Raw genomic sequence first — 14,402 nt, forward strand, 5'->3', positions numbered from 1 at the left:
AATGAAACAGTTAATTAGTCAAAAATAGATAATTAGCCATACTCACCTTTATTTTGCTTTATTGTATTTAGGATAGTTAAAATGAGTCAAAAAATAACCAGTGATTTTAGTCACGACACCTATCCGCGCGACTTAAAAGGCTATGCGGGCAACCCGCCAAATGCCAATTGGCCGGGCGGTGCAAAAATTGCGGTACAATTTGTACTAAACATTGAAGAAGGCGCGGAAAACAGTGTCATTCATGGCGATGGTCAATCAGAGCGTTTTTTATCGGATGTACTAGGTACGCCCGAATTTAACAACCGCCATCAATCTATCGAATCCGCCTTTGAATATGGTAGCCGAGTCGGCGTTTGGCGTGTGCTCGATACCTTTAAAGAGTATGGCCTGCCTATCACCACTTTTACCTGCGCCGCCGCCGCTGAAAAAACGCCGCATATTATCGAGCGCGTGCTAGAAGATGGTCACGAAATCGCTAGCCACGGGCTACGCTGGATTACTTATCAGTATATGTACCGCGAAACGGAACGTGAACACGTGCGCCGCGCTACCGAAATATTTGAGCGTATGCTCGGTCGTCAGCCACTTGGTTGGTATACCGGCCGCGATAGTCCCAACACCCGTGAGCTGGTCGCCGAACAAGGCGGTTATATCTATGATTCAGACTCTTATGCCGACGAGCTGCCCTACTGGCTCAATGTCAAGGTAGAAGATGGGCACACCATCGTTCGCAAGCCGCATTTGGTCATTCCTTATACCCTAGAGACCAATGACATGCGCTTTGCTTCAAGCCCCGGTTTTACCAATGCTGAGCCTTTTTATCAATACTTAAAAGACAGCTTTGATACCTTGTATGAAGAAGGCGATAAAAATGGCAAAAACGCACCCAAAATGCTGACCATTGGCTTGCACTGCCGCATCATTGGTCGTGCTGGTCGCATCACCGCCCTCAAAAAGTTCTTGCAATACATTACTAGCAAACCCGATGTCTGGATATGCCGCCGCGATGACATTGCCAAACACTGGTATGAAAACCATCCGGCAACGGCTGACAACAGCGCCAACTGGATGTAATCATCTGGCGCTAGCTAAACTAAATACATAAAACTGCTCATTAAACAAAAGGTGACATCATGACTACCACAATTATCGCGAGGCCTTTAACCAAGGCCGAATTTGCACCTTATGGTACGGTGATTGAACCCTATGACAAAGAAGAGCAGACCTCTGAAAACTGCTTCTTTATTAATAAAGGTTATGCGTGTCGACATCATGCGATTACGCAGGCTACGCTTGACGGCGGCGATGTTGGCTTCAGTATCTTTCGTGCCAAAAAGCGCGAACTGCCTATCGCCTTATCGGTGATGGAGTATCATCCCTTTGGGTCGCAAGCGTTTTTTTCGATGAATGGTCAAGATTATATTGTCGTCGTCGCACAAGCTGGTGAACCACCACGTTCGGCCGCTGATTTATCAGTGTTTTATGCCAAATCGCATCAAGGCGTGCAATACGATGCCAATGTCTGGCATCATCCGCTGCTGGCACTTGGTCGCGACTCAGATTTTTTGGTCATTGACCGTATCAATGGTGAGGGTAATAACTGCTACGAGCTGGCCATTGATGATTGGCAAGTAAATATTGAAGTAGCAAATGAACAAGCCGAACCAAATACACAAATCGCAGACTAAGCTGAACTATTTAAGCTATTTTTAATGCCTTGCTTAAATGAAAATAAGACTTAAACAGCCGTACTCACCCTTTATCTCTTGAAGATAGACACTAATTTAACACAGCAAAACCCCCTAAGGATTATTAATAATGCCAATTAAAAGTACCTATTACGCCCCAACTGGCGGCTTACCGCCGCAAACGCAACTGTTATCTGACCGCGCTATTTTTACCGAAGCGTATGCGATTATCCCCAAACGGGTGCTCACCGATATTGTGATTAGCTACCTGCCGTTTTGGGAAGGTATGCGCATGTGGGTGATTGCGCGTCCTTTAAGCGGTTTTGCAGAAACTTTTTCACAGTACATCGTTGAAGTCGCCCCAAACGGCGGCTCCGACAAGCCTGAGCTCGACACTAATGCCGAAGCCGTGCTGTTTGTCGTTGAAGGTGAGATGGATATTACTATCGAAGGCGTAGCCCATCATCTTGAAGCCGGTGGTTATGCTTTCTTACCACCTGCCTGTCAATGGACGCTAAAAAATAATAGTAATGAGCCTGTTAAATTTCACTGGATTCGCAAAGCCTATCAGTTTGTAGAAGGACTTGATGCGCCAGAAGCCTTTGTCACCAGCGATCATGATGTTGAAGCAATTGAGATGCCAGAAACCAATGGTGTTTGGAAAACCACGAGATTTACCGAACAGTCTGATATGCGTCACGATATGCACGTCAATATCGTTACTTTTCAACCAGGCGGCGTAATTCCGTTTGATGAAACCCATGTCATGGAACATGGTTTATATGTGCTAGAAGGTAAAGCCGTCTATCACTTAAACGGTGAATGGGTCGAAGTTGAAGCAGGTGATTTTATGTGGCTACGCGCATTTTGCCCGCAATCTTGTTACGCCGGGGGCCCTGGTCCATTTAGGTATTTACTCTATAAAGACGTAAATAGACACATGCCGTTTATACGTCCACAGCGTTAATTTATCTAAAATTATAAATGACCTAAAAGCCAGCATATCACCATGCGCTGGCTATTATTTTTATTTTCAATTTAACCTTCAACATCAAGCGTTAAACAAATAACGCTAAACGTCCAAACACGTTACTTGTTTTTCTTGTACTACTGTACTAGAATACTGAAACGAAACAATATTTTGCTTATTATCCTTTCTCTTACTAAGATTATATATTATGAGCGCCAATCCTTATCACAGTCTATTAACTCATTTGGCCAGCTGTCACGATAGTAGCGCTATCGACGAGCTATTTACTGCGCTATTGACCGATAAAGAACAACAAGAAATCGCCAATCGCATCCGTATTTTTGATTTGTTAGAGCGCGGTATCACCCAGCGTGAGATATCTGAGCAGCTCGGCGTCGGTATCGCCACTGTCTCGCGCGGTGCGAAAGCCATGCAAAGTCACGATGTGAGCGCCCTACTTAAAACTCATAGAGAAAATACGCATAAAAAAGACGCTTAATTGGGCAAAAACATAATTTCATTCTGCCTTATTTTTTTGATAAATCATTGAACTATTTTGGACATCGTTATGACCGCTTCTACTTCCAAGCCTGACCAACCTGCTGCTATCGAAATTCCTAGCAAACCACAGCGTATCAAACTCACGCAGGATATAGATTTTTTTGCGTTATTTAAGCGTATTGAGCACGCTTTTGAAACTTGTTATTTGCTTGAATCATTGGGCGAGGATGGACATATGGCGCGCCACCATGCCATTGGTTTTGACCCAGTGATGACTATTGCCGCTATCGACCGTACCACCTTAGCAATTACTGATAATAAAACCGCCGAAACCACACATTATCAAACTGACAATCCTTATCAGCTATTACGCAGCATCACCCCGCAGCACGTTATTGCGCGCGACCAAAGCGGCGGACTGGTTGGCTACTTGGGTTATGACAGTGTCAATTTTTTTGAGCCAAGTCTCAACGCCAAAGCCAGTGATGATTTCGAACCCTTCAAATTTGGTGTGTATTTAGATGGCTTAACGCTTGATAAGATGACCGGCGAAATATTCTATTTTTACTATCCAACCGCGCAGCAAGAAAATCGCATCGAGCAAATCAAAGCCTTACTTGAAGCCCCCATCCCCAATTATGAACCACCCTCAGTAGAGTTTTTGGGGGATGGCATGAGTCAAGAGGAGCACGCCAAAGCGGTGCTGCAAGTCAAAGAAGACATCATCTCTGGGCGCATCTTTCAGTGCGAAGTTGGCTTTAAATCCAAATATCGCATTGTCGGCGACAAGATGCCAATTTACGAAAAGCTACGCGCGGTTAATCCGTCACCGCATATGTATTTTATGAAATTTGCTCAGCAATGCATCATTGGCGCTTCGCCTGAGTTGCTGTTTCGCCTGCGTCAAGGTGAGATGGAAACCTACCCATTAGCGGGCACTGCCAAGCGCGGCGTCGATATCGCAGAAGACCGTAAGCTTGCCCGCGCGCTACTGAATGATGCCAAAGAGATTGCCGAGCACAATATGCTCGTTGACTTGCATCGTAACGATATCGGCCGTGTGGCACAATTTGGTACGGTAAAGGTGCGTAATCTCATGGATATCAAACGCTTCTCACACGTGCAGCATATTTCTTCTGAAATCGTCGGGATCTTGCATCCCGATGAAGACATGTTTAGCGCCCTTGCCAGCAACTTCCCCGCCGGTACTTTATCAGGGGCGCCAAAAGTGGAAGCCATTAAAGTGATTAATGAGCTTGAGCCTGATGGCCGCGGTGCTTATGGCGGCGCGCTAGGCTCCTTTAATTTTAATGGTGATTGTATTTTTGCCATTCCTATTCGCAGTCTATTTATCAATGGTGAGCCGGCTTATGCGCAAACTTGCGGCGGCAATGTTTACGACTCCAATCCTGCTGATGAATACTTAGAAATCCAGCGTAAGCTGTCAGCGATGAAAGTGGTGTTAGACAGCTTTATGACAGCGTGAATCCATTGTACTTTTGCTAAAGAGCTTATGCCTTATGAATGTTTTAATTATCGACAACTACGACTCTTTTACCTTTAACCTTTATCAATATATTGGCGAGATTTTACAAACCATGGATGGTGATAAAGACGGCGCTAAACAAGCGGCAAATGTCATCGTCAAACGTAATAACGAAATTACCTTGGCTGATGTGCAGGCGATGAATCTTGACCGCATTATCATCTCACCCGGCCCTGGTGCGCCTGACGACTCGGCCTATTTTGGTATTTGCGCCGAAGTGATTGAGGTTATGGGCAAGACGACGCCGCTATTGGGCGTTTGCTTGGGCATGCAGGGCATTGCGCATGTCTTTGGCGGCGAAGTGGTACGAGCCAGCGTACCAATGCATGGCAAAGTCTCAGCCATTCGCCATGATAATGCAGGTGTCTATCAAGGCTTGCCACAAGAGATAGAAATCATGCGCTATCATTCCTTGATGGTAAAGGCAGATACGTTACCAGATTGCTTAACTGTTACCGCCGTCGTGAGTAATGACGCCCATCATGACTTAAGACTGACAGATGCAGCGGTCGCAGGTGATGAGATTATGGGACTTGCGCACACTGACTACCCGATACAAGGTGTGCAATTTCACCCAGAGTCGTTTGCGACTGAGGGGGCGAAGCGTTTATTAACGAATTTTTTATTGCAGGTGTAATGCAGGGTTTTAAAAGGCTAATGTTAAAAAGCATAAAGGTATAGTCAAAATGTCCTAAAAACGCTACGGTATTGCTTTTCACTTACTATACAATAAAAAAGACTGGCTATTTAGAAGCCAGTCTTTTTTCAAAATGAACTACTGCTCGATACGCTGCAAAAACGCTTGCGTGCGTGGATGCGTTGAATCTTCAAATAGCTGCTTGGCGCTACCCTCTTCGACTATGTGACCATCTTCAATCAAGACCACATGGTCAGCAACATCACGCGCAAAGTTAATCTCATGGGTCACCACCACCATCGTCCAGCCTTCAGAAGCCAACTGCTTCATCGTTCCAAGCACATCTTGTACCAACTCTGGGTCAAGCGCCGAAGTTGGCTCATCAAATAGCAACAATGACGGCTCAATCGCCAGCGCACGAGCAATACCAATACGCTGCTGCTGACCACCAGACAACTGAAACGGATACAAATCTGCTTTATCCGATAAGCCGACTTTATCAAGTAACGCCAACGCTTGCTCACGCGCTTGCGCTTTACTTTGTCCTTGTACCACCGTCGGCCCAAGCATCAAATTCTCAATGGCTGACTTATGCGGAAATAAATTATAAGACTGAAATACCATGCCTGACTTGCGTTGCAAAGCGAGTAAGGTTTTCTTTTTTGGCTTGGTGGCAAAGTCGACGGTCAAGCTGCCATCATCAAATGCAATTACCCCTTGATCAGGAATCTCTAACGCATTCAGACAGCGCAAAAACGTGGTTTTACCCGACCCTGATGGACCCAAGATGACCACTACCTTGCCTTTTTCAATGGACAAGTCGATGCCTTTGAGCACTTGATTGCTACCAAAGGCTTTGTGGATATTAGTGACTTGAATCATAGAGGTTTCCGCTTACAAATGAAAAAACGCTGATGGTAAAAAACGACAAGATGGCTATATTTTTTAGCAAAAATTATTTCGCCACATAACGATCAAGCCTGGTTTCAAGTTTGCCCTGAATAAAGGTTAAAAACAGACAAATTGCCCAATAAATAAACGCCGCTTCAGTATAAACCAGCATAAACTCATAATTACGGGCGGTAATGATTTGCGCCTGTTTAAACAGCTCCGTGACCAGCACCAATGACGCCAAAGACGTGTCTTTTACCAAACTGATAAAGGTATTGGACAATGGCGGTACCGACACCCGCAGCGCTTGCGGCAAAATCACATGGCGAAAGGTTTGTAGATAGGTTAAACCAACTGTGGAGCCCGCTTCCCATTGACCTTTTGGAATAGACAGAATCGACGCACGCACCGTTTCCGACGCATAAGCGCCAATGTTCAACGAAAAGGCGATAATCGCTGACGGAAACGGGTCGAGCTTCACGCCAACACTTGGCAAGCCATAAAAGATAATAAATAGCTGCACCAACATCGGCGTACCGCGAATGGCAGACACATAGATACGAGCAAGCCGATAAAGTATCTCATGGAACCATCCTGCACGCGGCACGATGCGAATCAAAGCTACCGTCAGCGCAATCACCATTCCAATCGCAAATGATATCAATGCCAGCGGTATCGAATAATAAATACCGCCTTTGAGCATTGGCCAAAATGAGTTGATAACGATTTGGGCGCGTGCAGCATCCATAAAGGGCAATAGTGCCAATAAATCGCTTAATACTGAGGTTATAGACGCTAGCATTATTTTTGTTGACTTATATCAGCACCGAAGAATTCTTCGCTAAGTTTGGTTAGCGTGCCGTCAGCTTTTAGCTCAGCCATGGCGCCATTGAGTTTTTCGACAACTGCGTCATCACCTTTCAGCAGCACCAAGCCCGAACCCGTCTGCTCACTGGCAGGCGCAACCAATTTAATCTCAAGATTGGCGTCTGGGAATTTTTTTAGATAGTCCAATACGGCAAGGTTGTCATTCATCGTAAAGTCAGCGCGGCCTTGTTTGACCAACTGAATCGCTTGCGCCATACCATCGACGGGAACGATTTCGGCTTCATAACGCTCTGCCAGCTCACCATAATTACTGCTAAGCGATTGCGCTGAACGCAGTCCTTTTAGCGCTTCCCACGAGCTATAACGATTGTCATCAGTCGGTGCCAACACTACAGCGCCTGACCAGCTATATTCAGTCGCTTTATCATATTTCGCTAAGCGCTCAGGCGTGGTCAAACCTACCTGATTGGCAACCATGTCAAAACGTTTTGAATCCAAACCTGCTAGCATGGCATCCCACTGGGTTTCTTTAAATTCAACATCCACCCCTAGTTTATCAGCAACCGCCCGCGTTACTTCGACATCATAACCGGTCAGCTTACCGCTCTCATCATGATAGGTGAACGGCGGATACGTACCTTCAGTACCGACATTAATAGTGCCGCCATTATTGATACGTTGGAGCAAATCAGAACCACCAGTCGCCGCACTATCGGCTGCATTGGTATCAGCATCAGTAGTAGGCGACTGATTACAAGCGGCAAGTAATACCGTACTGGCGGCAAAGGCTAAAAGCGTACGACGTTTCATAAGACGTCCTTATAAAGTAGGTGAATAAGGCAAAAAGTAGCAAACCAATAAATAGGGTTGCAAACAGTTAAATAAAACATATACAAACCTACCTATTTATTACTATAATAGATAGATTATATCTATAATATAGAGAGCAAGTTATGGGGAAACTGGTTAGTATTGGGGAGGCTGCCAAACATTTCGGGGTTGCTCAATCCACATTAAGACGTTGGGATGAGGATGGTACGTTAGTCGCCAAGCGAACCGAAAACGGGCATAGGCGATATGATTTAAGTGAAATCAGACCGCATTCCTTGAATACACCACCTAAATTAGACCGAAAAACCATTGCTTATGCTCGTGTGTCGAGTCGTGATCAAAAAGACGACTTACTTCGCCAGTCTCAAGTTTTGGAACTTTATTGTGCCAGGCAAGGCTGGACTTTTGAGACGATTACCGATCTTGGTAGTGGAATGAATTATAAAAAGAAAGGCTTAAAAAACCTGCTTGATGACATACTGGGCAATAAAGTTGAACGGCTGGTAATTACCCATAAAGACAGGCTTTTACGATTTGGTGCAGAACTGGTTTTCATGTTGTGTGAGGCTCGTGACGTTGAAGTGGTAATAATCAATCAAGGTGAAGAGTTGAGTTTTGAGCAAGAATTAGCCCAAGATGTATTGGAGATTATCACCGTATTTTCAGCGAGGCTATACGGCTCTCGCAGCAAGAAAAACCAACAATTAATAGAGGCGGTTAAAAAAGCATTATGATCCGTGGACACATTATCGAACTCAAGCCAAACAACGTACAGGAAAATCACCTTGCTCGTGCTTGTGGCGTGGCGAGAAAAGCCTACAACTGGGCTTTGCATGAGTGGCAGCGGCAGTATGCGCTTGACAAAGCGTACCGTGATGCGTGTTTGGCCGCAGGCGTTGAGGTTGATACTAAAAATCTAAACAAGCCCTCACAGGCGAAGCTCAGACGCGAATTGAACGCCATTAAGCGTGAATTATTCCCCTATATGCTGGAAGTGACCAAATGCGCTCCGCAGGCGGCAATCATGCAGTTGGGTGATGCTTATAACAACTTCTTTAAAGGCTTAGCGAAATACCCAACCGCTCGTAAAAAAGGCCGTGACGATAGATTCAGTTTATCCAACGACCAATTTGCCATTAAAGGTAAATCCATTCGTATCCCAAACTTGGGCTGGGTTCGCTTAAAAGAAGCTTTACGTTTTGACGGCAAGATCATGTCAGCCACCATCTCTAAACGTGGCGGTAAGTGGTTTGTTAGTGTGGCTGTTGAAATACAAAAAGCTGTAATTCCTACTAAAAAGACAGGTAAAAGCGTTGGTGTTGATCTTGGTATTACCGACTTACTGGTTTTATCAGACGGCACTAAAATTAAAGCGCCAAAACCACTTCAAGCAAACCTTAAAAAACTAAGAACGCTAAACAAAGCGCTCAGTCGCACTAAAAAAGGCAGTAAAAACAGAGAAAAAGCGAAAACCAAGCTCTCTCGTTTGCACTATAAGATCAGGTGTATTAGGCAAGATTCTCTCCATCAAATCACAACAAGTCTGGTTAATGAGTTCGATGTGATTGCGATTGAGGATTTGAATGTCAAAGGTATGGTTAAGAACAGGCGGCTATCAAGAGCTATCAGTGACTTGGGTTTCTTTGAGTTTAAGCGACAGCTTATCTACAAAGCCACTGAGCAAGGCAAGGTTGTGAAATCAGTCGGACCCTTCTACCCAAGCTCAAAAACCTGTTCAAACTGCAATCATATCCTTGGTAAAGATGAGCTAACATTGAAAATGCGTGAGTGGTTGTGCCCTAACTGTCAGGTTTCTCATGACCGTGACCTCAACGCCAGCATCAATATTTTAAATAACGCGACTGTTATTTTAACAGCTGCATAATCCTGTTTATTGGACGGTGAGTTCCATCGCCAATTAAAAAAGTCTGTGGAGTCGTGGTCAGTCTAAATCTCAAATGAGAAATAGCGCGTGACAATGAAGCAGAAAGAAAACGTCAAACCTATCTAATAGTCAATATTGGCTAGGTTTGAGTAAGATTTTTGGAACGGTGAAAGCATTACAAGCAGTCTTGACTAAAAATTGTGCCTATTAACTATCATGCTTGGCTTTGGCTTCCCGATTTGAGGATACTGTGGCTATTTTTCAATACTATTTTTCTATTATGTTGCATTAAATAGGCTAAGTGACGGTTAATATTCATAATATTTTTAACGGCAAGCCTACTTATGCAACCATGACTTGTTCATATACTAGCGCAGTTGGGTAAGAATAAACGTACAAAAACAGTGAGTATGCGTAAGATTGTTAAGCTTTACTCATTTATAAGGCTTTATATAGCGGCTTTTTAGATGAAACTCCTTGATGAAGCTACTTATTCATAATAAGGGTAAGACGAGCTTACTTTGGTTATACTTATATTGGGCGTTTATTATATTAAGTGCTCGCGTAGTAAATAAGCCGTTTTCAATAAAAAAGACATCAACCTGATGATTGATGTCTTTTATACTATTTTTATCAAAATAACTGCTACTTTTTGAACTTATTGGCAAATGTTTTACCACTGTTAGCGTCGACATTGATGCTGACGATCTTGTTACCTTTTAATAGGTCAGCTTTATAATACGCCGTATGATTGGCATAATCGCGATCATTCTCAAATTCAATTTCTAATATCTTACCACCCGTTTGTTTTTCAGCGATATTAATAGCCTTCATAATATCGGTTTTCGCTTTTTTCTGAACTTGGTAAACGTTGATATCATCGCCATCAAGACGATCCGTTTCCTTTTTTACAATTTTACCTGTATTGGCATCTACTTTGATTTCATAATTGACGCTATCGGTACTGAATTCTAATTCATAGACGCCACCTTTGCCAATGGCATCGCTATCATCCTCATCAAAATCGGCACTGATTAAAATACCAGAAGCTGATTTACTGGCGATAGTAATGGCTTGCTTTAAGCTAATTTTCGCAGCTTGCGCAGCGCGTACTTCGTCTACATTACTAGCGGCACTGGCGGCTGTAGTTATGACGCCCGTCGTCAAGGCTAATGTCAGACAAGCACCCAATGTTGTTAGCTTAAAACCTTTGAGAATTTTATTCATCATATCGTCTCCTGATTCATATTTTTATTTATTACTATCGATTTTGTTTACCGTATTTTTTATTCAACTCTACCGCTTTTCTTATCATAACGCTGATGAGATAGATCTGTGCAGCAAAAAAGTATCCTAATGTATCATCATTGTTTGCAGTCAAAAAAACCGCGCCTATCCTCTTAGATAAGCGCGGTTTATGAAAAACTGCTTTCGTATTAAGACAAGTTTAGTTCAAGATACCATAAGCACATAAGGCATCAGCAACGCGTTTAAAACCAACGATATTTGCCCCTGCCATATAGTCGATATAACCGTTATCGGTCTGGTTATATTTTTCTGAAGCGTCAGCGGCGCAGTCGTGGATATTTTTCATAATGCACTTTAAGCGCTCATCGACTTCTTCAAAGGTTTTATATTGACGTACAGAGTTTTGTGACATCTCAAGACCCGATACCGCGACCCCGCCTGCGTTGGCCGCTTTACCTGGTGCATAGTGGACGCGGTGCAAACGCACATAGTCAATCGCATCAGCGGTCAGTGGCATGTTAGCGCCTTCGGCAATATATTTAATGCCGTTTTCAACCATTAATTTGGCATCTTCTTCATCAACTTCGTTTTGGGTCGCTGATGGAATGGCAATATCACCTTTGATATGCCAAGGTTTTTGCTTAGCCAACCATTCACCGCCGAATACATCGACATAATCACACAACGGCTTACTTTGGGCTTTTTGCTCTTTTAGCCAGTTGATTTTTTCTTGGTCCATACCGTTTGCATCGTGCAGCGTACCTTGTGAGTCAGATACCGTTAGTACTGTTGCACCCAGCATGTGGGCTTTTTCAGCGGCGTGGAGTGAGACGTTACCGGCACCTGATACCAACACTTTTTTGCCTTTGATGTTATCGTTTTGAGCGGCAAGCATGTTTTCTAAGAAGTAAACTGCGCCATAGCCGGTCGCTTCAGTACGCATCAAGCTACCACCAAAACCCACGCCCTTACCAGTCAAGACGCCGCCGTGCTCACGGGTTAGATTCTTATACATCGCAAACATATAGCTGACTTCACGTCCACCGACGCCGATATCGCCTGCCGGTACATCGATGTCTTTACTGACATATGGATGCAGCTCACGCATAAAGGCATAGCAAAAACGGCGGATTTCACTGTCAGACTTACCTTTAGGATCAAAATCAGCGCCACCTTTACCGCCGCCCATCGGCAAGCCAGTTAAGGCGTTTTTGAAAATTTGCTCAAAACCTAAGAACTTAAGGACCGATTGGTTGACGGTAGGATGAAAGCGGATCCCGCCTTTATAAGGGCCTAAGGCATTGCTGAATTGTACACGCCAGCCGCGGTTGACCTGCACTTCACCCTTATCGTTTTCCCAGTTGATACGAAAAGCGATAACACGGTCAGGCTCGACAAGACGCTCAAATATTTTGAACGTATCATATTCCGGATGGGCGTCGTATAGCGGAGCAATGGTGATTGCAACTTCTTTTACCGCCTGAATAAATTCAGGTTGATGGGCGTAACGTGCTTCGACTTTTTCGATTGCCTGACTGATACTCATATAGGTTCCTTAGGGTAAAAATGGTCATCGTGCTGATTCACGTGGGTGTTTTATCGCTTAAATACAAACGATGGGATTTAAAACACCAATGTGAGATTGAAATCGTTTCTATACGCTAGTAAATATAGAAACTGGGAGATTAGAAGCCAACTGAATGTGTCTCTAAATCGTAAACCCAGAAGCACAAACAATTTTTATCTCATAACTATATAGCATTTTTTTGCCGTATAAGTCTAGTAAATATCACCATCATCAAAATTTATAAAGGATATTTATTTCATTATAATCTATCAATAAACCTGCCGTGAAAACTCGTTAGTCAAAAAAACGACCACTGTTATTTGAGTAATTTACGGTGATTTTGTGCAACATTGTCGTCTTAACTAACCCTTTGATTGCTTTACTTGGTACTTAGACTATAGGAAAAAACACATTAATGGAAAATAAAAATACTAAACAACTTAAAATATGCCAACTTTTATTTATTAATTACAATAAAATTGCGATAAACGGTGGTGAAATAAGATTAAGTAGTAAAAAATGCGCGATATTAAGGCGTTAAATAGCGTTCTGCCATATCAATAGTAACAGTAAGGGTTTATAATATTATTCACTAGTCGAAGACTAAAATCAGAAAACCCCCAATCTCAATTATCCCCTTATTTATTCGTCACAGAGAAATCGTTATGCGTACAGACTCATTCCAGCAAATCTTGGAAGACCTAAACAGCTCATCTGCCGATGTTGAAGCATCTGCCCTTATCTCGAACGATGGTCTTATGATTGCATCGGCGCTGCCTACAGGCGTTGATGAAGACCGCGTTGGCGCGATGTCTGCTGCTTTGTTATCACTAGGTGACCGCGCAGGTCGTGAATTGGCTCGTGGTAGCATCGACCGTATTATGATCCAAGGCGAAAAAGGCTATGTGATTATGACATCATCAGGTGATGAAGCGGTATTAACCATTATGGCAAAACCAAACGCCAAACTTGGCTTGATATTCTTAGACATTAAGCGCGCCTCAGAAGCTTTGGCAAAACTTATCTAATATTTATTTTTAAAGTTCTGTCATTAAGGTTTTATGGGCTATCAGTGCTATAAAAACTACTTGATAAACAACACTTTAAATGAAAAGTTATGCCTTGTCTTATAAAAATTATTTAAGGTATTGCATACCGTTTATATTGAATAAATCTAACAGTGCGGTTTAAAACTTAAGTTTAATTGTCAGTTTGCCATATAAATTTAAGTCATACGCTTAAACTAAATATTTTTTCAATAAGGTTTACGCTTTTTAATAATTATCACAACCATGATAAATGAAGGAGATTACAATGGGTTCTCCACTCCCCGACGCCATGAAGCCTGACATGCCAGCCGAAGAAGTCACCCTGACTTACCACGACGGCACTTCGCGCACTGTTTATGATACTGGTATCGAACGCCCTTATCCTGACGGTAAGTTAATCGTCTCACGTACCGACTTAAACGGCGTTTTGACGCACGTGAATGATGCTTTTGTCGAGATTAGCGGCTATGATGTCGATGAATTAATCGGTAAGCAGCATTATATTTTACGCCATCCTGATATGCCAAAAGCGGCTTATAAAGACCTATGGTCGACCGCCGACGCTGGGCAAAAATGGCATGGTTATGTGAAAAACTTATGCAAAGATGGCAGTCACTACTGGGTTTACGCGACTGTCGTACCAAACGTCCGTCGCGGCGAAACGGTTGGCTATACTTCGGTGCGCCGTAAACCATCGCGCAGCAAAATTGAGGCGGCAATCGCCCAATATGCCGAAATGAAACAAAATGAGGAAGGCTAAA

The 14,402-nt window shown here is 43.4% G+C and carries 15 protein-coding genes; 10 read left to right on the top strand and 5 right to left on the bottom strand.

Annotated features, from left to right (window positions below; translation table 11 throughout):
• Positions 1-81 precede the first annotated feature (81 nt).
• The 6 genes from puuE to B2866_RS08220 all read left to right on the top strand — a co-directional run bounded on the left by puuE (position 82) and on the right by B2866_RS08220 (position 5,342).
• Positions 82-1,074: an allantoinase PuuE gene (puuE, locus tag B2866_RS08195; protein WP_296192633.1), complete on the top strand. Its 993-nt coding sequence runs from the start codon at positions 82-84 to the stop codon at positions 1,072-1,074.
• Between the two features lie 59 nt (positions 1,075-1,133).
• Positions 1,134-1,688, top strand: a complete 555-nt coding sequence (locus tag B2866_RS08200; RefSeq protein ID WP_068407225.1) for an ureidoglycolate lyase — start codon at positions 1,134-1,136, stop codon at positions 1,686-1,688.
• Positions 1,689-1,818: 130 nt separating this feature from the next.
• Positions 1,819-2,655 (top strand): bifunctional allantoicase/(S)-ureidoglycine aminohydrolase, encoded by an 837-nt coding sequence (locus B2866_RS08205; protein ID WP_068407228.1) that lies wholly within the window; start codon positions 1,819-1,821, stop codon positions 2,653-2,655.
• A gap of 211 nt (positions 2,656-2,866) precedes the next feature.
• Positions 2,867-3,157 (top strand): Trp family transcriptional regulator, encoded by a 291-nt coding sequence (locus B2866_RS08210; protein ID WP_068407232.1) that lies wholly within the window; start codon positions 2,867-2,869, stop codon positions 3,155-3,157.
• A 69-nt stretch (positions 3,158-3,226) separates the two neighbouring features.
• A complete protein-coding gene (locus B2866_RS08215) occupies positions 3,227-4,645 on the top strand; it encodes an anthranilate synthase component I family protein (RefSeq protein ID WP_296192639.1) in 1,419 nt (472 codons plus the stop codon).
• 34 nt (positions 4,646-4,679) lie between these two features.
• A complete protein-coding gene (locus B2866_RS08220) occupies positions 4,680-5,342 on the top strand; it encodes an anthranilate synthase component II (RefSeq protein WP_144296992.1) in 663 nt (220 codons plus the stop codon).
• Between the two features lie 138 nt (positions 5,343-5,480).
• On the opposite strand, the gene B2866_RS08225 is transcribed toward B2866_RS08220, so the two are convergent.
• The 3 genes from B2866_RS08225 to B2866_RS08235 form a co-directional block, all read right to left on the bottom strand.
• Complete coding sequence (locus B2866_RS08225) at positions 5,481-6,224, bottom strand: amino acid ABC transporter ATP-binding protein (RefSeq protein ID WP_102077631.1); 744 nt, start codon at positions 6,222-6,224, stop codon at positions 5,481-5,483.
• A gap of 73 nt (positions 6,225-6,297) precedes the next feature.
• Entirely contained in the window at positions 6,298-6,981 is a 684-nt protein-coding gene (locus B2866_RS08230) for an amino acid ABC transporter permease (RefSeq protein ID WP_180952590.1), read from the bottom strand.
• Between the two features lie 53 nt (positions 6,982-7,034).
• Positions 7,035-7,871, bottom strand: a complete 837-nt coding sequence (locus tag B2866_RS08235; protein WP_201589249.1) for an amino acid ABC transporter substrate-binding protein — start codon at positions 7,869-7,871, stop codon at positions 7,035-7,037.
• A 143-nt stretch (positions 7,872-8,014) separates the two neighbouring features.
• Here B2866_RS08235 and B2866_RS08240 point away from each other — a divergent pair, with 143 nt between their 5' ends.
• Positions 8,015-8,626, top strand: coding sequence for an IS607 family transposase (locus tag B2866_RS08240; protein ID WP_201602830.1), 612 nt, complete (start codon positions 8,015-8,017; stop codon positions 8,624-8,626).
• Positions 8,623-9,777, top strand: coding sequence for an RNA-guided endonuclease InsQ/TnpB family protein (locus B2866_RS08245; RefSeq protein WP_296192653.1), 1,155 nt, complete (start codon positions 8,623-8,625; stop codon positions 9,775-9,777). Before B2866_RS08240 ends, B2866_RS08245 begins: the two co-directional genes overlap by 4 nt.
• Before the next feature lie 645 nt (positions 9,778-10,422).
• On the opposite strand, the gene B2866_RS08250 is transcribed toward B2866_RS08245, so the two are convergent.
• Together B2866_RS08250 and gdhA are read right to left on the bottom strand one after the other, a co-directional pair.
• Positions 10,423-11,007 (bottom strand): PepSY domain-containing protein, encoded by a 585-nt coding sequence (locus tag B2866_RS08250; RefSeq protein WP_289051219.1) that lies wholly within the window; start codon positions 11,005-11,007, stop codon positions 10,423-10,425.
• Between the two features lie 217 nt (positions 11,008-11,224).
• Positions 11,225-12,571, bottom strand: coding sequence for an NADP-specific glutamate dehydrogenase (gdhA, locus tag B2866_RS08255; protein WP_068407251.1), 1,347 nt, complete (start codon positions 12,569-12,571; stop codon positions 11,225-11,227).
• A 686-nt stretch (positions 12,572-13,257) separates the two neighbouring features.
• Between gdhA and B2866_RS08260 the strand changes: the two genes are divergently transcribed.
• Positions 13,258-13,620 (top strand): roadblock/LC7 domain-containing protein, encoded by a 363-nt coding sequence (locus B2866_RS08260; RefSeq protein WP_010201036.1) that lies wholly within the window; start codon positions 13,258-13,260, stop codon positions 13,618-13,620.
• A gap of 286 nt (positions 13,621-13,906) precedes the next feature.
• Positions 13,907-14,401: a PAS domain-containing protein gene (locus tag B2866_RS08265; protein WP_201589255.1), complete on the top strand. Its 495-nt coding sequence runs from the start codon at positions 13,907-13,909 to the stop codon at positions 14,399-14,401.
• The last annotated feature ends 1 nt before the right edge of the window (position 14,402 follow it).

Source organism: Psychrobacter sp. UBA3483, assembly GCF_002377905.1.
Classification (GTDB): domain Bacteria; phylum Pseudomonadota; class Gammaproteobacteria; order Pseudomonadales; family Moraxellaceae; genus Psychrobacter.

Coding starts and splice junctions, on each gene's coding strand:
- puuE (WP_296192633.1), top strand. CDS start 82: ATGAGTCAAAAAATAACCAGTGATTTTAGTCACGACACCTATCCGCGC.
- B2866_RS08200 (WP_068407225.1), top strand. CDS start 1,134: ATGACTACCACAATTATCGCGAGGCCTTTAACCAAGGCCGAATTTGCA.
- B2866_RS08205 (WP_068407228.1), top strand. CDS start 1,819: ATGCCAATTAAAAGTACCTATTACGCCCCAACTGGCGGCTTACCGCCG.
- B2866_RS08210 (WP_068407232.1), top strand. CDS start 2,867: ATGAGCGCCAATCCTTATCACAGTCTATTAACTCATTTGGCCAGCTGT.
- B2866_RS08215 (WP_296192639.1), top strand. CDS start 3,227: ATGACCGCTTCTACTTCCAAGCCTGACCAACCTGCTGCTATCGAAATT.
- B2866_RS08220 (WP_144296992.1), top strand. CDS start 4,680: ATGAATGTTTTAATTATCGACAACTACGACTCTTTTACCTTTAACCTT.
- B2866_RS08225 (WP_102077631.1), bottom strand. CDS start 6,224: ATGATTCAAGTCACTAATATCCACAAAGCCTTTGGTAGCAATCAAGTG.
- B2866_RS08230 (WP_180952590.1), bottom strand. CDS start 6,981: ATGGATGCTGCACGCGCCCAAATCGTTATCAACTCATTTTGGCCAATG.
- B2866_RS08235 (WP_201589249.1), bottom strand. CDS start 7,871: ATGAAACGTCGTACGCTTTTAGCCTTTGCCGCCAGTACGGTATTACTT.
- B2866_RS08240 (WP_201602830.1), top strand. CDS start 8,015: ATGGGGAAACTGGTTAGTATTGGGGAGGCTGCCAAACATTTCGGGGTT.
- B2866_RS08245 (WP_296192653.1), top strand. CDS start 8,623: ATGATCCGTGGACACATTATCGAACTCAAGCCAAACAACGTACAGGAA.
- B2866_RS08250 (WP_289051219.1), bottom strand. CDS start 11,007: ATGATGAATAAAATTCTCAAAGGTTTTAAGCTAACAACATTGGGTGCT.
- gdhA (WP_068407251.1), bottom strand. CDS start 12,571: ATGAGTATCAGTCAGGCAATCGAAAAAGTCGAAGCACGTTACGCCCAT.
- B2866_RS08260 (WP_010201036.1), top strand. CDS start 13,258: ATGCGTACAGACTCATTCCAGCAAATCTTGGAAGACCTAAACAGCTCA.
- B2866_RS08265 (WP_201589255.1), top strand. CDS start 13,907: ATGGGTTCTCCACTCCCCGACGCCATGAAGCCTGACATGCCAGCCGAA.